Below are 24,120 nucleotides of genomic sequence, written 5' to 3' on the forward strand. Positions count from 1 at the left end.
CGCTCAGGAGCCGTTCTTCAGGAAGTCCGGCACGTCCACGTCGTCGAAGAGCACCCGGCGCGGCGACTGCTGCGGCGCCGGCATGGTGGCCGGCGGCGCGACCGGCGTGCCGGGCTGGGCCGGCTGATTCTGGTTCGGCTTGCGGACCGGCTCGGCCGCCTTGTACGAGGGCGTGCCCCCGTCGAAGCCGGCCGCGATCACGGTGACCCGGACCTCGTCGCCGAGCGCGTCGTCGATGACCGCGCCGAAGATGATGTTGGCCTCCGGGTGCGCCGCGTCGGTGACCAGTTGGGCCGCGTCGTTGATCTCGAACAGGCCCAGGTCGGAGCCGCCGGCGATGGAGAGCAGCACGCCCCGCGCGCCGTCCATGCTCTGCTCGAGCAGCGGGCTGGAGATGGCCGCCTCGGCCGCCTCGACCGCGCGGTTCTCGCCCCGGGCGCTGCCGATGCCCATCAACGCGCTGCCGGCACCGCTCATCACGCTCTTGACGTCGGCGAAGTCCAGGTTGATCAGACCGGGCGTGGTGATCAGATCGGTGATGCCCTGCACACCGGAGAGCAGCACCTGGTCGGCGGTCCGGAAGGCGTCCATCATGGAGATGTTGCGGTCGCCGAGCGCGAGCAGCCGGTCGTTCGGGATGACGATCAGCGTGTCGCACTGGTTGCGCAGCTCGTCGATGCCGGACTCGGCCTGCACCTGGCGGCGCTTGCCCTCGAAGGAGAACGGCCGGGTCACCACGCCGATGGTCAGCGCGCCGAGCTTGCGGGCGATGTTCGCCACCACCGGCGCGCCGCCGGTGCCGGTGCCGCCGCCCTCGCCGCAGGTCACGAAGACCATGTCGGCGCCCTTGAGCACCTCCTCGATCTCGTCGCGGTGGTCCTCGGCGGCGTTCTTGCCGACGTCCGGGTTGGCCCCGGCGCCGAGCCCCCGGGTCAGCTCCCGGCCCACGTCGAGCTTGACGTCGGCGTCGCTCATCAGGAGCGCCTGCGCGTCGGTGTTGATCGCGATGAACTCGACGCCCTTGAGCCCAACCTCGATCATCCGGTTGACGGCGTTGACGCCGCCGCCCCCGATGCCGACGACCTTGATGACCGCCAGGTAGTTGTGCGGAGGTGTCATCTCCGGTCCTTTCCCTTCGAGATTGGCATGGGCCGACCCCACACGGCTTGGCCAGACCAGCGGTCGACGCAGTTCCCAGCGAGGCGGCGGGGCGAAACCCTCACCCTCTACTAGAGGCTTGCAGTTATGTCAACCACTGATCCTCTTCGGGGCAACGTAAGCGCCTCCACGCCGAGAGCCAAGGACCCGCCCGGCGTGTCGCCGCCCATAGCGGGACGAGTCACGTCCCGCCCGCCGCCGCACCCCGCACCGACCGGCGGATCACTGGAAGGTGACCACGTCCGGCGCGCTCACGTCGATCGTGTCGGCCTTGCGACCGAGCAGCGCCGTCGCCACCCGCGACTTGTCCACGCCCCGGGTGGCGTCCCCCCAGACCACCGTCCGGTCGTGCCGCAGCCGCAGCGTGATCCGGGCCAGCCCGGCCACGTCCACCGAGACCAGCTCGGCGCGCAGCTGCGGGCTCAGCGCGGCGAGCACCGTCAGCCCCGCCCGGGTGCCCGGGTCGTCCGGCCCCGGCCGGCCGACCTGGACCAGCGGCAGCCCGTCCGGGGCCCGGGGCACGCTCCGGAAGACCACGCCGGCGCGGTCGACCACGGCGAACAGCTCCCCCTGGGGCACCGCCGCCACGGCCGTCCGCTCCACCACCCGGATCACCAGCGTGCCCGGCCAGTCGCGGGAGACCGACACGCGCTCCACCGGCGCCAGGGCGCCGACCCGCCGGGCGGTCGCCGCCAGGTCCACCTTGGCCAGGGGCTGGTTGTCCGGGACCGCCGCCGCGTCCCGCACCTCGACCGGGGTGACCAGCTTCGCGCCGACCACCCGGACCTCGCGGACGCCGAACAGGCCGGTGCCCAGCACGGTCCAGGCGACCAGCCCGGCCAGGGCGAACACCCCGGCCGCGACCGCCCAGGGCAGGGCGGCCCGCATCCGGCGCTGCCGGGCCCGGGCCATGAACCGCCGGGTGGACGGCGGGACCGCGTCGCTGCCGGCGCGGACCAACTGCCAGCGCCGCACCGGTCCGCGCCGGCCGGCGCCGCCGTCCGGGCCGGGCGTCCGGCCCCGGGCCGGTCCGGGACTCATCCGGCCGCGGCGGCCGCGCCGTCCGTGTCGACGGCGGCGCCCACGGCCGTCGCACCGCCGGTCCGGGCCAGCAGCGCGTCGAGCAGCTGGTCGCCCATCAGCGAGATGGGCGGCGCGCCCATGGTCACCACGACGTCGCCCGGCCGGGCCCGCCGGGCCACCTCGGCCGGCGCCTCGTCCCAGGAGTCCACGAAGACCTTCCGGTCGGCCGGCAGCGGCACCGCCTCGACCAGCGCGGCCGAGCCCTCGCCGGGCTGCCGCAGCTCACCGGGACCGAAGACCTCCAGCAGCACCAGCTCGTCGGCGATGCCGAGCGCCCCGGCGATGTCGGCCTGCAGGTCCCGGGTGCGGTACAGCCGGTACGGCTGGAAGACCACGATCAACCGGCCCTCGCCGGCCACCTCGCGCAACGTCTGCAGGGCCAGCGTCATCGAGGTCGGGTGGTACGCGTACTCGTCGTAGACCAGCACGCCGTCCGCGACGCCCTTGCGCTCGAACCGCCGCCGGACGCCGGGGAACGCGCCCAGCGCGGCCTCCGCCGCCTCGATCGGCAGCTCCAGCAGGTACGCCGCGAGCACCGCGGAGGCGCTGTTCATCCCCATGTGCCGGCCCGGGACGGGCAGCCGGATCTCGCCCAGCGACCGGCCCTCGATCTCGGCCAGGAAGCGCACCCCCTGCGCGGAGGAGGCCATCTCGCTCAGCCGCAGGTCGGCGTCGGGGGCCTCGCCGTACGTCCAGACCCGGCGCCCCTCCGCCCGCAGCGTCGCGGCCAACCGCCGGCCACCCGCGTCGTCGGCGCAGGTGATGATGAACCCGTCCGGGTCGGTGAGCCGGGCGAACTCGGCGAACGTCGCCTCCAGGTTCGCCAGGTCGCCGTACGTGTTGAGGTGGTCCGCCTCGATGTTGGTGATGATCGAGACGTACGGCCGGTAGATCAGGAACGAGCGGTCGCTCTCGTCCGCCTCGACCACGAAGTACTCGCCGGTGCCGTGGTGCGCGCCGGAGCCCACCTCGGAGATCTCCCCGCCGATCACGAAGGACGGGTCGGCGCCGGCCTGCTGGAGCACCATGGTCACCATCGAGGTGGTGGTGGTCTTGCCGTGGGTGCCGGCGACCGCCACCGTGCGCCGGCCGGTCATCGCCGCCGCCAGGGCCTCGGAGCGGTGCAGCACCCGCAGGCCCCGCCGGCGCGCCTCGGCCATCTCCAGGTGGTCCTGCGGGATCGCCGAGGAGTAGACCACGGTGTCCACGCCGTCGAGGTTGGACGCCTCGTGGCTCATGTGGATCGTGCCGCCGAGCGCCCGCAGGCCGGCCAGGGACGGCCACTCCCGCAGCTCGCTGCCGGAGACCGGCAGCCCCCGGGTGAGGAAGAGCCGGGCCAGGCCGCTCATGCCGACCCCGCCCACCCCGATCAGGTGGATCCGGCCCAGGTCCTCCGCGGTCAGCGTGCCGGCGGGCGTGAACTGCGCGGTGTTCATTCCGAGTACCTTCCCGTCGCGGTGGCCGACGTCATCGGGCCACCGCCTCGTAGACGAAGTTCAGCAGCGCGACATCGCCGTCGCGGCGCCCGTACCCGCCCGCGGCGGCGCCCATCGCGGCGAGCCGCTGCGGGTCCCGGATCAGCGGGATGATCGTCCGCTCCAGCCAGTCCGGGGTCAGCTCGGCGTCGTCGACGAGCAGCCCGCCGCCGGCCTCCACCACGGGCAGCGCGTTGCGCTTCTGCTCCTGGTTGCTGTGCGGGTACGGCACGTAGATGGCGGGCAGCCCGATCGCGGCCACCTCGGCGCAGGTCATCGCCCCGCCTCGGGCCAGCATCAGGTCGGCGGCCGCGTAGCCCAGCTCCATCTCGGACAGGTAGGGCAGGGTCACGTACGGCACCGGCAGGTCGGTGGGAACCGACACCGGCTCGTTGCGGGCGCCGATGACGTGCAGCACCTGCACGCCGTTGCGGGCCAGTTCCTTGGCCGCCCCGGAGACCGCCAGGTTGATCGAGCGGGCGCCCTGCGAGCCGCCGGCGACGAAGAGCACCGGCAGGTCGGGGCGGAGTCCGAAGTGGGCGCGCGCGGCGTTCCGCATCGCCGCCCGGTCCAGCCCGGCGATACCCCGGCGCAGCGGCACGCCGACCACCCGGGCGTCGCGCAGCGACTCGGCCTGCGCCGGCTGGTGCGGGAAGCCCACGGCCACGTTCTTCGTGAACTTCATCCCGAGCCGGTTGGCCACGCCCGGGGGCACGTTCACCTCGTGGATGACGATCGGCAGCTCGCGCCGCCAGGCGGCGAGGTAACCGGGGACCGAGACGTACCCGCCGAAGCCGACCACGACGTCGGCCTGCACCTCGTCGATCACCTTGCCCGCCCCGCGGGCCGCCTTCCACATCCGGTCCGGGGTCCGGACCAGGCTCATGTTCACCGAGCGGGGCAGCTGGTAGGCCGGGATCTGCCGCAGGTCGTAGCCGGCCGGCGGAATCAGCTCGTTCTCCAGGCCCTTCGGGGTGCCCAGACAGGTGATCCGGACGCCCGGGTCGTGACGGCGCAGGCAGTCGGCGAAAGCCAGCAACGGGTAGATGTGTCCCCCCGTGCCCCCTCCACAGAGCACCACCGAACGCAGCGGACCCATCAGCGTCTCCTCTCGCTCGCCGTGCCGGCGCGCGTCCGGCTCGGCCGGGCGCCGCGGACCGCGGCCTGGTCGTCCTTCCGCCGCGCACGGGACCGGGGTACGGACCCACGGTCGGCCGGTGGCGACGCCGGGCGGCGGCGCCGGCCGGGAAGCGGCGGCAACGGGGCCCAGACTAGTCGGACCCAGCGGGCCGGTGGACGGGCATGCAGGGCTCGGGCCGCGTCGGGCTCCGCGCGGGCGAACGAAGCCAGCATCCCGACCGCCGCCAGGGTGACCACCAGGGCGCTGCCGCCGTCGGAGATGAACGGCAGGGGCACGCCGGTCAGCGGCAGCAGCCCGGTGACCCCGCCGATGTTGATCACCGCTTGACCGACCAGCCAGGCCGTCACCCCGGCGGCCGCGAGTCGGCGGAACGGGTCCTCCACCCGCCGGGCGATCCGCAACCCGGTGTACGCGAGCACGGCGAAGAGCACCAGCACCACGGTGCAGCCGACGACGCCCAGCTCCTCGGCGATCACCGCGAAGATGAAGTCGTTGTGCGCGGCGGGCAGCCAGCCGAACTTCACGCTGCTCTTGCCCAGCCCCACGCCGAACCAGCCGCCGTGCTCGATCGCGTTGCGGGCCTGCACGAGCTGGTAGCAGGCGTCCGCGGCGCACTGGTCCAGCGGCGGCGGATTGACGAAGTTGGTCAGCCGGGCCAGCCGATAGTTGTCGGCGTCCCGCGAGCCGGAGCCCGCGCCCAGCGACGCCACCGCGACCAGCAGGCCGATGCCGAGCAGGCCGACCGCGGAGAGGGCCGCGAAGATCTGCAACCGCACCCCGGCCGCCCAGAGCAGGCCCACGACCAGGGCCAGCAGGCAGAGCATGGTGCCCAGGTCGTTGTAGCCCACCAGCACGAAGAGCAGCCCGACCACCGGGAAGAGCGGGGTGGCCAGCTCCTTCCACCAGCCGAGCGCGGCGCCCTTGCGGGCCAGCACGTGCGCGCCCCAGAGCACCAGGGCGAACTTGGCCAGCTCGGAAGGCTGCACCTGGATCGGGCCGAGGTAGAGCCAGAGCAGCTCGGCGTGGAGCGGGCCGACCGACTTGACCCGGAACAGCGAGTTCAGCGCGAAGAGCACGTTGAGGATCAACAGCAGCACCACCGCTATCGCCAGCATGGGCCGGCCCAGCGCGCGGAACGACCGGGCGGGCAGCCGCTGGCAGGCCCAGAACGCCACGATGCCGATCACCGCGAAGATCGTCTGCTTGACCAGGGAGGCCGAGGCGTCGCCGCCCTCGGCGTAGTCCTTCACGCTGGTCGCCGAGAAGACCATGGTCAGCCCGATCACCAGCAGCAGGCCGGCGCTGGAGAGCAGCAGGTAGTAGGAGGCCAGCGGGCGGGCGAGCAGGCCGCGCAGCGCGGCCAGCCCGCCGGCCGCGTCCAGCCCGAACAGCGCGCCGGGCGGCTCTGCCGGCCGCGGCGGCACGGGCGGTCGGCGGGTCTGCGTCTCGGTCGTGCCCTCGGTGTCTCGTTCCTCCCCCACCCGCCCATCATCGCGGCTGGGTCGGCTCGCCCGTGGCGCAACCGGCCGGTCGGCGTGTCGGAACGGGAAAGGAGGGGCCACCCGGGCCCCTCCTTCGCGCCGTCGGTGTGCCGGGTCAGGTGACCGCGGCGAGGAATTCGCTGTAGAACAGGCCCAGCGCGATGGCCACGCCGATCCCGGCGATGATCCAGAACCGGACCACGATGTTGACCTCGCTCCAGCCGGCCAGCTCGAAGTGGTGCTGCAGCGGGGACATCCGGAACACCCGCTTGCCGGTGGTCCGGAACGAGATGATCTGGATCACCACCGACATCGTGATGATCACGAAGAGCAGGCCGATGATCGGCAGCAGCAGGATGGTCCGGGTGGACATCGCCATGCCGGCGATCAGGCCGCCCAGGCCGAGGGCGCCGGTGTCGCCCATGAAGATCCGGGCCGGCGAGGTGTTCCACCACAGGAAGCCCACACAGGCCCCGGCCGCCGCGCCGGCGATCAACGCGATCTCCAGCGGGTCCCGGACCGTGTAGCAGTACGCCTCGGTGTAGTTCGGGTCCGCGCACCAGTGCCGGTACTGCCAGAAAGCGATCAGCGCGTACGCGGCGAGCACCATCACCGAGGCGCCGGTGGCCAGGCCGTCCAGGCCGTCGGTGAGGTTGACCCCATTGGTCGCCGCCATCACCACCAGGATGATCACGATCACCGAGGCGACCTTGCCGATCTCCAGCGCCGGGATGTCCCGGATGAAGCTGAGCGTGGTGCTGCCCACCGTCTCGGCGTTGGTCCGGGCGCCCGTGACGTCGTACATCCGGCTCGGGAAGTAGAGCGCCACGATGCCGAAGATCGTCCCGACCAGGATCTGGCCGGCGAGCTTGCCGCGCTTGTTCAGCCCGCCGCTGTGCCGCTTGCGGACCTTGAGGAAGTCGTCGATGAAGCCGACCGCGCCGGAGAAGACCATCAGGCCGAGCAGCACCAGCGCGGTCATGGTCGGCTCCACCTGGGCGATCTGGGCGTCCGGCAGGGTGGTCAGCGCGAGGTGCCCGGCGACGTACGCGATCACCGTGGCCAGGATGAAGACCACGCCGCCCATCGTCGGCGTGCCCTTCTTGCCCTGGTGCATGGCCGGGCCCTCGGCCCGGATCGGCTGGCCGGCCTTCAGCCGGGTGAAGACCTTGATCGCGATAGGGGTGCAGAGCAGCGAGATCAGGAAGGCGACCCCGATGGCGACGATGACCGCCCTCATGAGGTGACCCCCTCCCCGGTGGCCTCGCGCAGCGCGTCGACCACCTCCCAGGTGCGGTACCGGGAGCCCTTCACCAGCACCACGTCACCCGGACGTAGCTCGCCCCGCAGCACCTCGACGGCCGCCGCCTGATCGGTGAGCAGCACCGACTCTCCTCCCCAGTCACTTACCGCTGTCGCGCCTTCCTGGATCGGCGCCGCCAGCTCGCCCACCACGAGCAGCCGGTCGACGCCCAGCTCGGCCGCGAGCCGGCCGACCTGCTGGTGCCCCTCCCGCTCGAACGTCCCCAGCTCGGCCATGTAGCCGAGCACCGCGACGGTACGCCCCTGCCCGCGCAGGCCCGCCAGCGCCCGCAGCGCGACGGCCATCGAGGCCGGGTTGGCGTTGTACGAGTCGTCGATCACGGTGACCCCGTCGGAGCGCTCGAAGACGTCCATCCGGCGGGTCGAGACCAGCCCCAGCTCGCCCAGGGCGACGGCCAGCTCGGCCAGGGGCATCCCCAGCTCGCGGGCCACCGCCGCGGCGGCGAGGGAGTTGGAGACCTGGTGCCGCCCGGTCAGCCCGAGCCGCACCGGCACGTTGCCCTCCGGCGTCACCAGGGTGTACGACGGCCGGCCCCGCCCGTCCAGCGCCACGTCCACGGCCCGCACGTCGGCGTGCGGCGCCTCGCCGTAGCGGACCACCCGAGCCCGGGTACGGGTGGCCATCGCGTCGACCAGCGGGTCGTCGGCGTTGAGCACGGCCAGGCCGTCGGCGGGCAGCGCCTCGACCAGCTCCCCCTTGGCCAGGGCGATGGTCTCCACCGAGCCGAACTCGCCGATGTGCGCGACCCCGACGTTGAGCACCACGGAGATCCGGGGGGGCACCACCTCGCACAGGTAGCGAACGTGCCCCACCCCGCGGGCGCCCTTCTCCATCACCAGGTAGCGGGTCTCCGGCCCGGCCTGCAGCGCCGTGTACGGGTGACCCAGCTCGTTGTTGAACGAGCCGGGCGGCGCCACGGTCGGACCGAGCCGCACGGTGAGCTGGGCGATCAGATCCTTCGTGGTGGTCTTGCCCGAGGAGCCGGTCAGGCCGATCACGGTGAGGCCGGGCAGCCGGTCGACCACCGCGCGGGCCAGCCGTCCCATCGCCGCGAGGGCGTCGTCGACCAGCACCATCGGCACGCCGGGAACCTCCCGGGTCCCGAGCACCGCCACCGCGCCGGCCCCGACCGCCCGGGCGGCGTAGTCGTGCCCGTCCACCTTCTCACCGGGGAACGCCACGAAGAGCCCACCCGGGGTGACCTTGCGGGAGTCGAACTCGACCGACCCGGTCACCCGGGCGTCCGGGTCGGCGGCGACCAGCCGCCCGTCGACGGCCGAGGCGACCTCGGCCAGGGTCAGCGGGATCACCGTCGACCCGCCAGGTCACCGAAGCGGGCCCGCAACGCCTCGGCGAGCTCGACCCGGTCGTCGAACGGGAGCACCTCGCCGGCGATCTCCTGGCCGCGCTCCTGCCCCTTGCCCAGCAGCGCCACCACGTCGCCCGGTTCGGCCAGCCGGACCGCCTCGGCGATGGCATCCCGCCGGCCGGGCGCCTCGATGATCCGGGCGGCGGTGCTCGCCGCGTACGCCCCGGCGAGCACCTCGGCCCGGATCGCGGCCGGGTCCTCGGTGCGCGGGTTGTCGTCGGTCACCAGCACCACGTCGGCTCCCTCCGCCGCGGCGGCGCCCATCACCGGCCGCTTCCCCCGGTCCCGGTCGCCACCCGCGCCGATCACGCAGATCAACCGGCCGGCGGTCAGGCCGCGCAGCGCGACCAGGACGGCCTCGATCGCGTTCGCCTTGTGCGCGTAGTCCACCACCCCGCGCACCGGCGCGTCGCCGCTGACCAGCTCCAGCCGCCCCGGCACGCCGCCGCAGGCGGAGACCCCCGCGACCGCGGTGGCCGGGTCCACCCCGGCGGCGACCAGGGTGGCGACGGCCAGCAACGCGTTCGCCACGTTGTGCCGGCCTGGCAGCGCCACCACGGCGGGCAGGGCCAGCCCGTCCGGGCCGTGCACGGTGAAGCGCTGGGTGTACCCCTCGTCGTCGATCCCGTCGGCCCACCAGGTGGCGGCCGGGTCGCCGGCCGCCGAGTAGCTGACGGTGGCCGGCTTGAACAGCGGTCGCAGCGCCGGGTCGTCGTGGTTGAGCACCTCGACCGCACAGCGCCCGTCGAAGAGCTTCGCCTTCGCCGCGAAGTAGTCCGCCGAGTCGGCGTGGAAGTCCAGGTGGTCGGAGCCGAAGTTGGTGTAGCCGCCGACGGTGAAGCGGACCCCGCCGACCCGGCCCATGGCCAGGGCGTGGCTGGACACCTCCATGACCACCGCGTCCACCCCGCGCTCCCCGGCGACGGCGAGCATGGCGTGCAGGTCGGTCGCCTCCGGGGTGGTCCGCACGCTGTCGATCACCAGGTCGCCCAGCCGGGTCTCCACGGTGCCGATCAGGCCGGTGGTGCGGCCCGCGGCGCGCAGCCCCGACTCGATCAGGTAGCTGGTGGAGGTCTTGCCGGCGGTGCCGGTCACCCCGATCACGGTCAGTCCCGCGGTCGGGTCGCCGTAGACGGTGGCGGCGACGTCGCCGAGCACCGCCCGGGGGTCGTCGACCACCAGCGTCGGCAGGCCCGCCCCGGCGGCCAGCTCGGCGCCGGCCAGGTCGGTCAGCAGGGCCACCGCCCCGGCCTCGGCCGCCCCGGCGGCGAACTCCGCGCCGTGCCGGCGGGCGCCCGGCAACGCCGCGTAGAGGTCCCCGGGACGGACCTCCTGGCTGGCGTGGGTCACCCCGGTCACGGCCACCTCGGCGGCGCCCGCCGGCGGCGCGACGGCGAGCCGGGCGGCGAGATCGCCGAGCCGGACGGGATTCACGGTACGGGGACGTGGATTGCCGGGCACGGCGTCAGACCCTACCCGGTCGTCCGGGTTCCGACCGCACAGCCGCCCCGGTGGTTCGTCGCCACTCACCGATCATGTCCCGTCCGCCCCGCTCAGTGCGGAAAGACTTCGAACTTGGGGGACTTGCTGGTCGCCGACGGCGGCACCCGGTAGTGCCGCAGCGTGTAGCCCATCATCTCCCGGAAGGCCGGCGCGGCGACCGCGCCGCCCTCGCCGCCGGGGCTCCAGACGAAGACCGCCACCACGTACCGGGGGTGCTCGGCCGGGGCCATCCCGATGAACGAGCCGACCTCGCCGGGCTGCTGCTCACCGTCGACGTAGCGCAGGCCGGTGCCGGTCTTGCCGGCCACCCGGTAGCCGGGGACGGCGGCGGCCAGACCGGTCGCCGTTCCCTCGGGACCGTCGACCGTGGTGACCGCCTCCAGCATGGTACGCAGCGTGGCGGCGTTCTGCGGGCTGAGCACCGACCGGGTCACCGGCGTCGGGCCCGGCGTCCGCTTCCCGTCCGGTCCGATCACCTCCTTGATCAGGTGCGGCTGGACGTACGTGCCGTCGTTGGCCACGGCGGCGTACGCGGCGGCCATCTGCAGGGGGGTGGCGTCCACGCTGTGCCCGATCGGCACCGACCCGTACGCCGAGCCGCTCCACTGGTCGGCCGGGAGCAGTCGCCCGGAGGCCTCCCCCGGCATGCCCTCGCCGGTGGGCTGCCCCAGCCCGAACCGCTTCTGGTAGTCGATGAGGCGGTCCCGGCCCAGCTCGCCGGCGATCTTGATGGTCCCGACGTTGGACGAGTACGCCAGCATGCCGGGGATGCTCATCTTCTGCCCGTTCGCCGGGTGCGTGTCCCGGAAGGTGACGCCGCCCTTGACGATCGTGTTGGGGACGGGGAACGCCGTGTCCGGGGTGATCACGCCCTCCTGGAGGGCCGCGCCGTAGGTGATCGCCTTGTGGATGGAGCCCGGGTCGACCACGAAGCTGGTCGCCGCGTCCTCCCGGTCCGTCGGCTTGCTGCCCTCCGGGTCCGCCGCGTCGTAGGTGGGGTTGCTCGCCTGGGCCAGCACCTCGCCGGTGGGCACGTCGATGATCACCGCGGCACCGACGCTGCCCCTGGTCTGCGCCAATCGGGCGGTGAGGATCCGCTGCGCCTGGAACTGGAGGTCCCGGTCGATGGTCAGCTCCAGCGAGCTGCCCGGTTTGGGCTGGGTGGTCTGGCTGTAGCCGCCGGGAATCGGGGCGGCCAGGTCGCCCTGCCCGACCTCGTAGGTCTTCTTGCCGGCCTGTCCCTGGAGCAGGTCGTCGTACTTCGCCTCCAGCCCCTCCAGGCCGACCATGTCCTGGCTGACGAAGCCGATCAGGTTGGCGCCCAGGTCGCCGCCGGGCACCTCGCGCCGCTCGTCCCGGTGCACGCCGATGCCGGCCAGGTCCAGCGCCATGATCTGCTTCGCCTTGCCGATCTCGACGCCGCGGGCCAGGTACTCGAACCGGGACTTGGTGGTCCCGCCGGGCAGGGTGCGCTGCTTCATCTTGTCGGCCAGCTCGGAGACCGGCTTGCCGAGCAGCGGGGAGAGCAGCTTCGCGGTGGCGAACCGATCCTTGATCAGCGTCGGGTCGGCGAAGACGTACCGGGCCTCGACGCTGTGCGCCAGCGGGGCGCCGGTCCGGTCGTAGATCGCGCCGCGCGGGGCGGGCAGGTCGACCACGGCGAGCCGGTCGGTGACGCCGCCGTCGGCGTACGCCGGGGTGTCCACGGTCTGCAGGAAGACCAGCCGGATGCCGATCGCGGCGAAGAGCGTCAGGGTGAGCAGCGTGCCGAGCCGCAGCCGGCGGCGCGGGTCGGCGAGCTTCGGCGGGCGGCGCGGCTTGCGCGACGGCCGCCGGGCGGCGGGCCGGTCCGGCCGGCGCGGGCCCGGCCGGCGCCGCGGAGCCGGCGCCTCGTCGTCGTCGAACCGCGGGGAGCGCGGCGAAACGGTCCGCACCACGCCGGCCCGGCCACCCGCGGCGGTCTCCCGCCGGCCGGTGCGGCCGGCGGCCGCGCGGCCGCCGTCGAGCACCTGCAACGCGGGGCGGAACGGGTCGCCGGAGCGGCTGCTGCGCGGGGTACGCCGCTGCTCCGCGCCCCCGGTGGGTGCGGAGCGGGCGGCCCCGCCGCCCTCGCGGAGGGTGCGTCCCCGAGGGGTGTACGCGCGGGCGTCGGAGATTCCGCCGACGCCCGGCTCGCCGGAGCGCGGGTCGGCCCCCCGACCGCCCCGGGACGAGCCGCGCCGGGAGCCCGTAGGGTCCCGGCGCGGTTCCTCCGATCTCGGGGGCACCTGACTACCCCCCGTTGCCCTGCTGGCTGGTGATGGCCGGCGCGCCCTCCGCCGGGTGCGGCACGCCGATCATCTTCCCGTCCGGCAGCCGGATGTACGCGGGCTCGCCGGACTCGACCAGGCCGAGCTTGCGGGCGTTGGCGGTCAGGTTGCCCGGCGCCTTCTGCTCGGCGATCTCCTTCTCCATCTGCTGCTGGTCGACGTCGAGCTTGGCCTGCTGCTGCTCCAGCTTCTCCAGCTTGAAGGCGTTCTCGTTGATCTTCGTGTTGACCAGCAGGATGCCGAGCACCCCGCCGACCACCAGCACCAGGATCAGCCCGACGAACGGGGCCCGCGGCACGGAGACCGGCGGCGGCGGGGCGACCCGCAGCCGCGGCGACGCCGTGGTGGCCTTCGTCCGCTCGGCCGGCCGCAGCGCGGCGCTGCCCTGGGTGGGGAACTCGCGCGCCCCCCGGGCGCGGGTCTCCTCCCGGCGGTCGAGCCGCTCGGCCTCCGCCGTCGCGGTCGCCCCTCGCGTGGTGCGCTGCGCCGCGGTCCGGCCCCCCGACCGCGGTGCGCGCTGCCCGATGCCGGTGTCCCGGCCGTCGCGCCTGTTGACGTTCATGTCCCCTCCCCCTCTTCGTCCGTCCCACTGCCGTCCCCGGGGGCCGACCGGGGGTCCCTCGCGGACCCCGGTGACCCCGTCCCCGGTTGGTGCATCGCCTTGACCCGGCGGCGGTACCGTTCGCGGTCGGTACGCCCCTGCCGGGCCGCCTCCGGGTCGAGCCGTTCCGCGGCCCGCAGCCGCACCGAGGCGGCGCGCGGGTTCGCGGCCACCTCGGCCTCCCCGGCGAGCTCGGCGCCCCGGCTGAGCAGCCGGAACGTCGGACCCGACCCGGGCAGTTCGACCGGGAGGTCGATCGGGCCCTTGCTGCGGACCCGGTCGGCGAGCGCCTGCTTGGTGAGCCGGTCCTCCAGCGAGTGGTAGGACAGGACCACCATGCGGCCGCCCACGGTGAGCTTGTCGAGAGCGGCCGGCAGCGCCGTCTCCAGCGCTGCCAGCTCCCTGTTTACCTCGATCCGTAAAGCCTGAAACGTTCTCTTTGCCGGGTGTCCCCCGGTTCGTCGGGCTGGTGCCGGAATGCTCTCTCTGACCAGCTCGGCCAGCCGCGCCGACGAGGTGATCCGGGCGCGCTCCCGCTCCCGGATGATCGCCGAGGCGATCCGCCCGGCGAACTTCTCCTCGCCGTACACCCGCAGCACCCGGGCCAGCTCCGGGTGGCCGTAGGTGTTGACCACCTCCTCGGCGGTCACCCCCCGGGTCTGGTCCATCCGCATGTCCAGCGGCGCGTCCTGCGCGTACGCGAACCCGCGGTCGGGCGCGTCCAGTTGCAGGGACGAGACGCCGAGGTCGAACAGGATCCCGTCGATCGCCGGGTAGCCGAGCCGGTCGAGCACCTCGGGCAGCTCGTCGTAGACGGCGTGCTCGAGGTGGATCCGGTCGGCGAACCGGGCCAGCCGGACCCGCGCGTGGGCGAGGGCCTCGGTGTCCCGGTCCAGGCCGATCAGCACCGTGTTCGGGTGCGCCTGAAGGACCGCCTCGGCGTGCCCGGCCAGGCCGAGCGTCGCGTCGACGTAGACGGTGCGCGCGTTCCGACCCAGCGCGGGGGCCAGCAACTCGAGACACCGCTCGAGCAGCACCGGCACGTGCGTGCCACGTAGCTCCCCCATGTCGACCCCCACTGGTTGAAACCCGCTTCCGTCCGTGTCGCGTCCTGCCGTCGCCACGACGCCTCGCCATACCGCCAGATCCCCATCCGCTCCCGCCCGCCGGAGGCCGCGGCCCCCCGATACGGATCGTGCGCCTGGCACCGGGGAAGGGGTGCCAGGAACTCGAAAGCGGCTGGAGATCTCGCAGTACGCCGGGCGTCGCCACGCCCTACAGACCGCCGGGCAGCACCCCCTCCTCGATGTCGGCGAAGTCGTCTTCGCTCTCCGCGAGGTAGGCCTCCCAGGCCGCCCTGTCCCAGATCTCCACCCGGGTGCTCGCGCCGATCACGACCAGATCGCGGTCGAGGGCGGCGTACGAGCGCAGATGCCCGGGAATGGTGACCCGGCCCTGCTTGTCCGGGACCTCGTCGTGCGCGCTGGCGAAGAAGACCCGGCTGTAGGCCCGGGCCGCCTTGTGCGTCATCGGCTGCGCGCGCAACTGCTCCGCGATCCGCTGGAACTCGGGCATCGGGAAGACGTAGAGGCAGCGCTCCTGCCCTTTGGTGATCACGACACCCCCCGCCAGCTCATCCCGGAACTTCGCCGGAAGGATCAACCGGCCTTTGTCGTCCAGGCGCGGAGTGTGGGTGCCGAGGAACATCGGCCCAACCCCCTCGCCCTGAGCGGCGTTCGCGGCGCCGCTGACCCCCCGGGCCGGTGCGGCCCTCCCGGCCTCACCATTGCGCCCCACTCTACTCCACTTCCCTCCACCCGCAACCAGAAACGCCCGCGTGGCGCGGCGTTTCCGAGCGCAAAAGCGCACGTCAAAGGGGGTGGGGCGGAGTGGAGGGCCGCGGCGCCCCGCCGGCCGCGTCCGCTACCCGACATTGATCGACTCCATCCGGCCGAGCGTCGACCGGCCGTCCCGCCGGGTCACCCCGGCCGAACGGATCGCGGTCCGCGGCGATCTGGTGGCGCCGCGGGTCCGGTAACCTCGCTCGGGTGACGGACGCGAAGATGCCCCTGCGGGCAAAGGTGGCCAGCTCGGTGTCGCGGACCGCCGCGGCGCTGTCGCGGGCGGCCGGCCGTGGCGACGGCTCGGTGATCGGTGGCTGGATCGGCCTCAAGATCGACCCCGACCTGCTCGTGCACCTGTCGGCGGGGCGGGCGATCGCCCTGGTGTCCGGCACCAACGGCAAGACCACCACCACCCGGCTCGCCACCGCCGCCGTCGGAGTGCTCGGCCGGGTCGCCACCAACTCCTTCGGCGCCAACATGCCCACCGGCCACACCTCGGCCCTGGCCAAGGCCGGCAGCACCCCGTACGCGGTGCTCGAGGTGGACGAGCACTACCTGGCCCAGGTGTTGGAGGCCACCGAGCCGCACGTGGTGGCGCTGCTCAACCTCTCCCGCGACCAGCTCGACCGGGCCAAGGAGGTCGCCATGATGGCGCAGCTCTGGCGCGCCGCGCTGGTCCAGCACCCCGACGTGCGGGTGGTCGCCAACGCCGACGACCCGATGGTCGTCTGGGCCGCCACCCCGCCCGCCGACCCCGCCCGCGGCCACATCCCGCCGCACGTCACCTGGTTCAGCGCCGGCCAGCGCTGGCACGACGACTCGTGGGTGTGCCCGGAGTGCGGCTCGACCATCGAGCGCTCGGGCGAGCAGTGGCGGTGCACCGGCTGCCCGCTGCGCCGCCCCGAGCCGCAGTGGACCGTCGAGGACGACGGCGTGCTCGACCCGACCGGCGCCTGGCACAAGGTGCAGCTCCAGCTCCCCGGCAAGGTCAACCTGGGCAACGCCGCGACCGCGCTCGCGGTGGCCGCCGAGTTCGGCGTACGCCCGGTGGACGCGGTGTCCCGGCTCGGCACGGTCAGCTCGGTCGCCGGCCGCTACGCCCAGGTGGATCGGGACGGGCGCAACATCCGGCTGCTGCTGGCCAAGAACCCGGCCAGCTGGCTGGAGGCGTTCGACATGGCCGACGAGGCGCCCACCCTGCTCTCCATCAACGCCCGCGACCCCGACGGGCTGGACACCTCCTGGCTCTTCGACGTCGACTTCGCCCCGCTGCGCGGCCGGCAGGTGCTGATCACCGGCGACCGGGCGTACGACCTGGCCGTCCGGCTGGACGTCAACGGCGTGCCGTTCCAGCACGTGCGGACGTTCGACGACGCGATCCGGGCGGTGCCACCGGGCCGCCTGGAGGTCATCGCCAACTACACCGCCTTCCAGGACATCCGAGCGGAGCTGGACCGTGTCAACTGAGAGCCTGCGCATCGTCTGGATCTACCCCGACCTGCTCTCCACCTACGGCGACCGGGGCAACATGCTGATCCTGGCCCGCCGGGCCCAGCTGCGCGGCATGCCGGTCGAGGTGCTGGAGGTCCGCTCCGACCAGCGGCTGCCCGCCACCGCCGACATCTACCTGATCGGCGGCGGCGAGGACGGCCCGCAGGCGCTCGGTGCCCAGCGGCTGCTCGCCGACGGCGGGCTGCACCGGGCGGTGGCCCAGGGTTCGGTGGTCTTCGGCGTCTGCGCCGGCTACCAGCTTCTCGGCAGCTCGTTCTTCGCCAAGGGCACCAAGTGCGCGGGACTGGAGCTGCTCGACCTCTCCTCCGACCGCGGCCCCACCCGGGCCGTCGGCGAGCTGGCCGGCGAGGTCGACCCGCGGCTCGGCATTCCGGCGCTGTCCGGCTTCGAGAACCACGGCGGACGCACCCACCTCGGGCCGGGCGTCTCGCCGCTGGCAAGGGTCACCACCGGGGTGGGCAACGACGGCGCCACCGAGGGCGCCTGGCGGGGCAAGCTGCTCGGCACGTATTCGCACGGGCCCGCCCTGGCCCGCAACCCGGCGCTGGCCGACCTGCTGCTGCGCTGGGCCACCGGTGTCCACCAGCTCCCCGCGCTGGACGACACCTGGGCCGAGCGGCTCCGCTCGGAACGCCGCGCCGCGGTGGCGGCCGCCGCCCGGGCGTGATCCCCACCGTCCGGCGGCTGCTCCGCCAGCCGTCGGCACGGCGGTTCGCCCTGCTGCTGCTCCTGCTCGCCGGCTTCGGCGTCCTGCTGCTCCTGATGCCCCGGCCGGACCCGGCCCAGCTCCCCCGGCTGGCCGACGCCCTCGACGGGTACGCCCCGGTCGCCGCGATCGCCGGCGGGGCGCTGCTGCTGGTGGCGCTCGTGCCGCGGACCTTCGTCACGCTCGCCGCCGGGGCGATCTTCGGCCCCCTGGAGGGCGCCGCGTACGCCCTCGGCGCCGCGCTGCTGGCCGCGGCGGTCGGCTTCACCGTCGGCCGCCTGCTCGGCCGGGAGTTCGTCGCGGAACGGGTCCGCGGCCGACTGGCCCGCCTCGACGGCTGGTTCGCCCGGCAGAACGTGCTCGGAGTGGTCACCGTCCGGCTGCTGCCGATCGCCGGCTTCGGCCTGACCAGCTACGGGTACGGCACGACCAGCGCCCGGGTGCTGCCGTTCCTGGCCGGCAGCGTGATCGCCTCCGCCCCGACCGCCTTCGGTTACGCCGCCCTCGGCGCGGCGGTCAGCTCGCCGGGCCACGTCAACTGGTACGCCGCCGCGCCGGCCAGCCTCGGGCTGATCGCCAGCGTGGTGCTGATCCACCGCTGGTGGCGCGCCGAACGGCGGCGCCGGCCGAGCCCGGCCTGATGCGGCCGGTTCCCCGGCCGCAGCCCCGGCGGACCCGCCACGTGACGCCTCCGTTGTCGGGGCAGCCGGTCGCGCCGGTGCCGGCCGATCCCTGAGCGGGACTGCCCGCGAGCGACATACCTGAGAGTCATAAATATGCCCCAGCGTCATATCGCTCGGGACCGCATCCGCCGCCCGCCGAACGGCACGAAAGCCGCCGGAACGCCGAGCACCCGTCTCGACCGCCCTGACCCCGGCCACGCCGGAGGCACGCCCCGAGGTGGGCGCGCCTCCGGGTCGGCGAGCGTCAGGCGACGACCGAGACCATCCGCCCCTTCACCACGATGACCTTGCGCGGCTCCTTGCCGGCCAGCGGACCGGCGACCGCCGCCAGCGCCGCCGCGCGCACCTCGTCCTCGGGCGCGTCGGCGGGGACCTCGATCCGGCCGCGGACCTTGCCGTTGATCTGCACCGGGTAGGTCACCGTCTCGGCGACCAGCATCGCCGGGTCGGCGGTCGGGAAGTCCGCGTACGCCAGCGAGCCGTCGTGGCCCAGCCGCCGCCACAGCTCCTCGGCGATGTGCGGAGCGAACGGCGCCAGCATCAGCACCAGCGGCTCGGCCACCTCCCGCGGCGTGGCGGACAGCCGGGTCAGCGCGTTGGTCAGCTCGATCAGCTTGGCGATCGCGGTATTGAACCGGATCCCCTCCATGTCGCCGCGGACCCCGTCGATCACCTGGTGCAGCAGCCGGCGGGTGGCCTCGTCGGCCGGCACGTCGGTGACCCGCGGGTCACCGGTCTGCTCGTCGACGATCGCCCGCCAGACCCGCTGCAGGAACCGGTACGAGCCGACGACCGCGCGGGTGTCCCAGGGGCGGGACACCTCCAGCGGGCCCATCGACATCTCGTACACCCGGAAGGTGTCCGCGCCGTACGCCGCGCACATCTCGTCCGGGGTGACCACGTTCTTCAGCGACTTGCCCATCTTGCCGTACTCGCGGCGCACCTCGGTCTCGCCGTGGAAGAAGCGGCCGTCGACCTCGACGACCTCCTCCGCCGGCACCACGGCCTCGCGGGCGTCCCGGAACGCGTACGCCTGGATCATGCCCTGGTTGAACAGCTTGCGGAACGGCTCGAACGACGAGACGTGGCCCAGGTCGTACAGCACCTTGTGCCAGAACCGGGCGTACAGCAGGTGCAGCACGGCGTGCTCGGCGCCGCCGACGTACAGGTCGGTGCCGCCGCAGTCGCCCGCGCCGCGCGGCCCCATCCAGTACGCCTCGTTCGCCGGGTCGACGAAGCGCGCGGTGTTCGTCGGGTCCAGGTAGCGCAGCTCGTACCAGCAGGAGCCGGCCCACTGCGGCATCACATTGGTCTCCCGGGTGTAGCGCTTCGGCCCGTCACCCAGGTCCAGCTCCACCTCCACCCAGTCGCGCCGCCGGGACAGCGGGGTCTCCGGGTTGCTGTCGGCGTCCTCCGGGTCGAACGTCTTCGGCGAGAAGTCGTCCACCTCGGGCAGCTCGACCGGCAGCATCGACTCGGGCAGCGCGATGGCGGCCCCGGTCTCGTCGTACACGATCGGGAACGGCTCGCCCCAGTAGCGCTGCCGGGAGAACAGCCAGTCGCGCAGCCGGTAGGTCACCGCGCCGGCGCCGTACCCGTTCGCCTCCAGCCAGGCGATGATCGTCGCCTTGGCGTCGGCGACTCCCAGGCCGTTCAGGTCCAGGCCGCGGTCCGGCGCGGCGCTGTTGATCGCCGGGCCGTCCCCGGTGTACGCCTTGCCGTCGAAGCCGTCGGCCGGCTGCACGGTCCGCACGATCGGCAGGTCGAAGACCTCCGCGAAGGCCCAGTCCCGCTCGTCCTGCCCGGGCACCGCCATGATCGCGCCGGTGCCGTAGCCGGCCAGCACGTAGTCCGCGATGAAGATCGGGATCTGCCCGCCGGTGACCGGGTTGGTCGCGTACGCGCCGACGAAGACGCCGGTCTTCTCCTTGGTGTCGGCCTGCCGCTCCACGTCCGTCTTGGCCGCGGCGGCCTTCCGGTACGCCTCGACGGCCGCCCGCGGGCTGGCGTGCCCGCCGGTCCAGGCGTCCTTCGTCCCCGCCGGCCAGGCCGCCGGCACCAGCACGTCGACCAGCTCGTGCTCGGGGGCCAGCACCATGTAGGTGGCGCCGAAGACGGTGTCCGGCCGGGTCGTGAACACCCGGATCGGCTCCAGGGTGGTGGGGAAGTCGATGTGCGCGCCGGTGGACCGGCCGATCCAGTTGCGCTGCTGCAGCTTGATCGGCTCCGGCCAGTCCAGGGTGTCCAGGTCGTCCAGCAGCCGGTCACCGTACGCGGTGATCCGCATCATCCACTGCTTCAGGTTGCGCTTGAAGACCGGGAAGTTGCCCCGCTCGGAGCGACCGTCGGCGGTGACCTCCTCGTTGGCCAGCACGGTGCCCAGCCCCGGGCACCAGTTCACCGGCGCCTCCGAGACGTACGCCAGCCGGTGGTCGTCGACGATCGCCCGCCGCTCGGCCACGGTCAGCTCCGCCCAGGGGCGGCCGTCCGGGGTGGGCCGGTTGCCTCCCTCGAACTCGGCGATCAGCTCGGCGATCGGGCGGGCCTTACCGGCCTCCGCGTCGTACCAGGAGTTGAAGATCTGCAGGAAGATCCACTGGGTCCAGCGGTAGAAGTCGGTGTCGATGGTGGCCACCGTGCGCCGCTCGTCGTGGGCCAGCCCCAGCCGGCGCAGCTGCTCCTTGTACCGCTCGATGTTCGCCACCGTGGTGGTGCGCGGGTGGGTGCCGGTCTGCACCGCGTACTGCTCGGCGGGCAGGCCGAACGCGTCGAAGCCCATCGCGTGCAGCACGTTCCGCCCGGCCATCCGCTGGTAGCGGGCGAAGCAGTCGGTGCCGATGTAGCCCAGCGGGTGGCCGACGTGCAGGCCGGCGCCGGAGGGGTACGGGAACATGTCCAGCACGTACAGCTTCTCCGCGCCCGCCCGCGGGTGGTCGGGGTCGGCCAGCGGCCCGGCCGGGTTCGGCGCGTGGAAGGTGCCCTCCCGCGCCCAGCTGTCCTGCCAGCGGTGCTCGATCTCGCCGGCCAGGGCGGCGGTGTACCGGAACGGGGGAATGTCGGTCGCCGGTGCGGCTGCCTCGCTCATGGCGTCTCCTCGGCGCTTCATGTCGGATATGGGGAGGTCTGCTCAGGGCACAAAAAAGCCCCTCACGCAGGAGGGGCCGCCGTGCCGTCGCGCGTTCAGCGCATCAGCACGGCCCGGTAAGAAGCAGGAAGACTCCGGCCATGACCGGCAGTGTACCCCGCGCGGGGACGGCCCCGCCGCCCGCCGGCACGCGTGGGGCACGTCCGGCCCGCCGCCGCGTTCTCCCCCGGTCCCGTCGCCCGCCGCCGCGCGGTGCCCGGCGGCACTCCGGTCATCGAGCCGCAAACGGCCACGCGTCCCCCGTCCGGCGAATATTCCGGGCGTAACCGACCGACCGGCTGCGAGGGTCGGCGATCACGACAAACATGGTTAGCCTGAGAGGCCAGTGAGATTTCTGCGGCAAACGAGGCTCGCACGACGCGAACCCAACGGCGGGTCCAGGTGCTCTATACAGAGCTGCCGTCCGGCGACGAGGAGGAGGCCCGTGACACAACAGACCTGGGACGAGGTGGGCGGTCTGCTGCCGCACGACGAGTTCCGCGCCGCCAGCGAGGCCATCGTGGCCAACATCGAGCAGGTCATCGAGGGCAAGACGGCCACCGTCCGGCTCGCCCTGGCCGTGCTGCTCGCCGAGGGCCACCTGCTCATCGAGGACGTCCCCGGCGTCGGCAAGACCAAGCTGGCGAAGGCCCTCGCCCGCTCGATCGACTGCTCGGTGCGCCGGATCCAGTTCACCCCCGACCTGCTGCCCAGCGACGTCACCGGGGTGAGCGTCTACAACCAGGAGACGCACGACTTCGAGTTCCGCCCCGGCGCGGTCTTCGCCAACCTGGTGGTCGGCGACGAGATCAACCGGGCCTCGCCGAAGACCCAGTCCGCCCTGCTGGAGTGCATGGAGGAGCGGCAGGTCACGGTCGACGGGGTGACCTACCAGTTGCAGACCCCGTTCATGGTGATCGCCACGCAGAACCCGATCGAGATGGAGGGGACGTACCCGCTGCCGGAGGCGCAGCGCGACCGGTTCACCGCCCGGATCGCGATGGGCTACCCGGACGTCGGCGCCGAGCTGGCCATGCTGGACGGTCACGGGGCCACCGACCCGCTGAACGAGCTGCGCCCGGTCTCCGACGCGGCCATCGTGCGCCGGCTCATCGCGACCGTCCGGCAGGTGCACGTCGCCGACGCCGTCAAGCAGTACGCGATCGACCTGGTGACCGCCACCCGCGAGGCCCCGGACCTGCGCCTCGGCGCCTCCCCCCGGGCCACGCTCCAGCTGCTGCGCACCGCCCGCGCGGTGGCCGCGCTGGAGGGGCGTGACTACGTCCTGCCCGACGACCTCCAGGCGCTCGCGGTGCCGGTGCTGGCGCACCGGATCATCCCGACCGCCGACGCGCAGCTGGCCCGCCGCACCACCGACGCGATCGTCGCCGAGCTGGTGCACCGGCTGCCGTTGCCGCACGACCGCAAGCGCTCCCCGTACGACACCCGGCCGGCCAGCGGCAACGGCCACGGGCCGTTCGAGCCGCGGAGGCCGTGAGGTGCGCGACGGCCTGCGCGGACTGACCACCCGGGGCCGCTCGTTCCTGGCGGCCGCGCTGGCCGCCGCGGTCTCCGCCGGCATCCTCGGCGAGAAGGACCTGCTGCGGGTGGCCATCCTGCTCGCCGTCCTGCCGCTGCTCGCGGCGGCGTACGTCGGGCGCAGCCGGTACAAGCTGGCCTGCAACCGGTCGCTGGAGCCGCACCGGGTGCCGGTCGGGGCCAGCTCCCGGGTGGTGCTGCGGTTGCAGAACCTGTCCCGGCTGCCCACCGGCACCCTGCTGCTGGAGGACCGGCTGCCGTACGCCCTGGGCAGCCGGCCCCGGGTGGTGCTGGAGCGGCTCGGCGCGCACCAGGCCAGCTCGGTGGCGTACACGGTCCGCGCCGACGTGCGGGGCCGGTACGAGGTGGGCCCGCTGGTGGTCCGGCTCACCGACCCGTTCGGGTTGTGCGAGCTCACCCGCGCCTTTCCCAGCACCGACCACCTCACCGTCATCCCGCAGGTCACCCCGCTGCCCACGGTCCGCCTGCCCGGCGAGTACGCCGGCAGCGGCGACAGCCGGGCCCGCTCGGTGGCGGTGCACGGCGAGGACGACGCGGCCACCCGGGAGTACCGGGTGGGCGACGACCTGCGCCGGGTGCACTGGAAGTCCACCGCGCGCACCGGTGAGCTGATGGTGCGCCGCGAGGAGCAGCCCTGGGAGAGCCGGGCCACGGTGGTGCTGGACACCCGCGCCTTCGGCCACCGGGGCGACGGGCCGACGGCCAGCTTCGAGTGGGCGGTCTCCGCCGCGGCCAGCATCGCGGTGCACCTGCGCCAGGCCGGGTACAAGCTGCGCCTGGTCACCGGCTCCGGCGCCGACGTGGACGCCACCGAGGGGGCCGGCGACGGGCTGCTCCTCGACCACCTCGCCGAGGTCCGGCTGGACAAGCGGGTCGAGATCACCACGTTGGTCCAGCAGGTCCGGCAGCGGGCCGACGGCGGCCTGATCATCGGCCTGTTCGGTGCGCTGAGCACGGCCGAGGCGGAGCTCCTCGGCGGGCTGCGGGGCAGCGGCGCCACCTGCGTCGGTTTCGTCCTGGACAGCTCCACCTGGCTCAACCTGCCGGCGAAGGCCCGGGCCGAGGCGGAGCACGCGCACGGCGCCGCGGCGCTCGCCCTGCTGCAGAGCGGGTGGCGGGTGATCGGCGTGGACCACGGCAGCCGGCTGCCGGTGCTGTGGCCGCAGGCGGCCCGCGGCTCGCAGGGCTTCGCGCTGCGGGCGGCGCTGGCCGAGACGGTGGCCGGAGGCGTGCGATGACCGGAAGGA

18 protein-coding genes are annotated in these 24,120 nt (G+C 73.7%); 5 read left to right on the forward strand and 13 right to left on the reverse strand.

All coding sequences use genetic code 11. From position 1 onward, the window contains the following. Positions 1–3: 3 nt before the first annotated feature. From ftsZ to mraZ, 12 genes are all read right to left on the reverse strand, one after another. Positions 4–1,119: a cell division protein FtsZ gene (ftsZ, locus tag ACFOYX_RS05205; RefSeq protein WP_109805140.1), complete on the reverse strand. Its 1,116-nt coding sequence runs from the start codon at positions 1,117–1,119 to the stop codon at positions 4–6. Positions 1,120–1,380: 261 nt separating this feature from the next. Then, positions 1,381–2,199 carry an FtsQ-type POTRA domain-containing protein gene (locus tag ACFOYX_RS05210; protein ID WP_322441980.1) on the reverse strand — a complete coding sequence of 273 codons (819 nt, stop codon included), beginning with the start codon at positions 2,197–2,199 and terminating at the stop codon, positions 1,381–1,383. After that, complete coding sequence (gene murC, locus ACFOYX_RS05215; protein WP_109805138.1) at positions 2,196–3,677, reverse strand: UDP-N-acetylmuramate--L-alanine ligase; 1,482 nt, start codon at positions 3,675–3,677, stop codon at positions 2,196–2,198. The genes ACFOYX_RS05210 and murC overlap by 4 nt, the downstream gene beginning before the upstream one ends. Before the next feature lie 31 nt (positions 3,678–3,708). Continuing rightward, entirely contained in the window at positions 3,709–4,815 is a 1,107-nt protein-coding gene (gene murG, locus ACFOYX_RS05220; RefSeq protein WP_322441981.1) for an undecaprenyldiphospho-muramoylpentapeptide beta-N-acetylglucosaminyltransferase, read from the reverse strand. Next, positions 4,815–6,221 carry a putative peptidoglycan glycosyltransferase FtsW gene (locus ACFOYX_RS05225; protein ID WP_322442039.1) on the reverse strand — a complete coding sequence of 469 codons (1,407 nt, stop codon included), beginning with the start codon at positions 6,219–6,221 and terminating at the stop codon, positions 4,815–4,817. The genes murG and ACFOYX_RS05225 overlap by 1 nt, the downstream gene beginning before the upstream one ends. A gap of 232 nt (positions 6,222–6,453) precedes the next feature. Further along, positions 6,454–7,578 carry a phospho-N-acetylmuramoyl-pentapeptide-transferase gene (gene mraY, locus ACFOYX_RS05230; protein ID WP_109805136.1) on the reverse strand — a complete coding sequence of 375 codons (1,125 nt, stop codon included), beginning with the start codon at positions 7,576–7,578 and terminating at the stop codon, positions 6,454–6,456. Beyond that, positions 7,575–8,972, reverse strand: a complete 1,398-nt coding sequence (gene murF / locus ACFOYX_RS05235) for a UDP-N-acetylmuramoyl-tripeptide--D-alanyl-D-alanine ligase (RefSeq protein ID WP_322441982.1) — start codon at positions 8,970–8,972, stop codon at positions 7,575–7,577. Before murF ends, mraY begins: the two co-directional genes overlap by 4 nt. Then, a complete protein-coding gene (locus tag ACFOYX_RS05240; protein ID WP_322441983.1) occupies positions 8,969–10,492 on the reverse strand; it encodes a UDP-N-acetylmuramoyl-L-alanyl-D-glutamate--2,6-diaminopimelate ligase in 1,524 nt (507 codons plus the stop codon). The genes murF and ACFOYX_RS05240 overlap by 4 nt, the downstream gene beginning before the upstream one ends. Before the next feature lie 92 nt (positions 10,493–10,584). After that, positions 10,585–12,801 carry a penicillin-binding protein 2 gene (locus tag ACFOYX_RS05245; protein WP_322441984.1) on the reverse strand — a complete coding sequence of 739 codons (2,217 nt, stop codon included), beginning with the start codon at positions 12,799–12,801 and terminating at the stop codon, positions 10,585–10,587. Positions 12,802–12,805: 4 nt separating this feature from the next. Further along, positions 12,806–13,405 carry a hypothetical protein gene (locus ACFOYX_RS05250; RefSeq protein ID WP_322441985.1) on the reverse strand — a complete coding sequence of 200 codons (600 nt, stop codon included), beginning with the start codon at positions 13,403–13,405 and terminating at the stop codon, positions 12,806–12,808. After that, positions 13,402–14,511 (reverse strand): 16S rRNA (cytosine(1402)-N(4))-methyltransferase RsmH, encoded by a 1,110-nt coding sequence (rsmH, locus tag ACFOYX_RS05255; protein ID WP_109804329.1) that lies wholly within the window; start codon positions 14,509–14,511, stop codon positions 13,402–13,404. The genes ACFOYX_RS05250 and rsmH overlap by 4 nt, the downstream gene beginning before the upstream one ends. 208 nt (positions 14,512–14,719) lie before the next feature. Beyond that, positions 14,720–15,151 (reverse strand): division/cell wall cluster transcriptional repressor MraZ, encoded by a 432-nt coding sequence (mraZ, locus tag ACFOYX_RS05260; protein WP_089013373.1) that lies wholly within the window; start codon positions 15,149–15,151, stop codon positions 14,720–14,722. 356 nt (positions 15,152–15,507) lie between these two features. Here mraZ and ACFOYX_RS05265 point away from each other — a divergent pair, with 356 nt between their 5' ends. The 3 genes from ACFOYX_RS05265 to ACFOYX_RS05275 are packed head-to-tail and all read left to right on the forward strand — an operon-like array spanning position 15,508 to position 18,147. Continuing rightward, entirely contained in the window at positions 15,508–16,755 is a 1,248-nt protein-coding gene (locus ACFOYX_RS05265; protein WP_109804330.1) for a MurT ligase domain-containing protein, read from the forward strand. After that, a complete protein-coding gene (locus tag ACFOYX_RS05270; protein WP_322441986.1) occupies positions 16,745–17,467 on the forward strand; it encodes a glutamine amidotransferase in 723 nt (240 codons plus the stop codon). Before ACFOYX_RS05265 ends, ACFOYX_RS05270 begins: the two co-directional genes overlap by 11 nt. Beyond that, positions 17,365–18,147, forward strand: a complete 783-nt coding sequence (locus ACFOYX_RS05275) for a TVP38/TMEM64 family protein (RefSeq protein ID WP_377533840.1) — start codon at positions 17,365–17,367, stop codon at positions 18,145–18,147. Before ACFOYX_RS05270 ends, ACFOYX_RS05275 begins: the two co-directional genes overlap by 103 nt. A 286-nt stretch (positions 18,148–18,433) precedes the next feature. On the opposite strand, the gene leuS is transcribed toward ACFOYX_RS05275, so the two are convergent. Then, positions 18,434–21,274 (reverse strand): leucine--tRNA ligase, encoded by a 2,841-nt coding sequence (gene leuS / locus ACFOYX_RS05280; RefSeq protein WP_322441988.1) that lies wholly within the window; start codon positions 21,272–21,274, stop codon positions 18,434–18,436. A gap of 484 nt (positions 21,275–21,758) precedes the next feature. Here leuS and ACFOYX_RS05285 point away from each other — a divergent pair, with 484 nt between their 5' ends. Together ACFOYX_RS05285 and ACFOYX_RS05290 are read left to right on the forward strand one after the other, a co-directional pair. After that, the gene (locus tag ACFOYX_RS05285) at positions 21,759–22,811 is read left to right on the forward strand and encodes a MoxR family ATPase (RefSeq protein WP_109804321.1); all 1,053 of its coding nucleotides are present in this window, start codon (positions 21,759–21,761) and stop codon (positions 22,809–22,811) included. Between the two features lies 1 nt (position 22,812). Beyond that, positions 22,813–24,111, forward strand: a complete 1,299-nt coding sequence (locus ACFOYX_RS05290; protein WP_109804322.1) for a DUF58 domain-containing protein — start codon at positions 22,813–22,815, stop codon at positions 24,109–24,111. Positions 24,112–24,120 lie beyond the last annotated feature (9 nt).

It is taken from the genome of Micromonospora sp. GCM10011541 (assembly GCF_042650725.1).
Lineage (GTDB): Bacteria > Actinomycetota > Actinomycetes > Mycobacteriales > Micromonosporaceae > Micromonospora > Micromonospora sicca.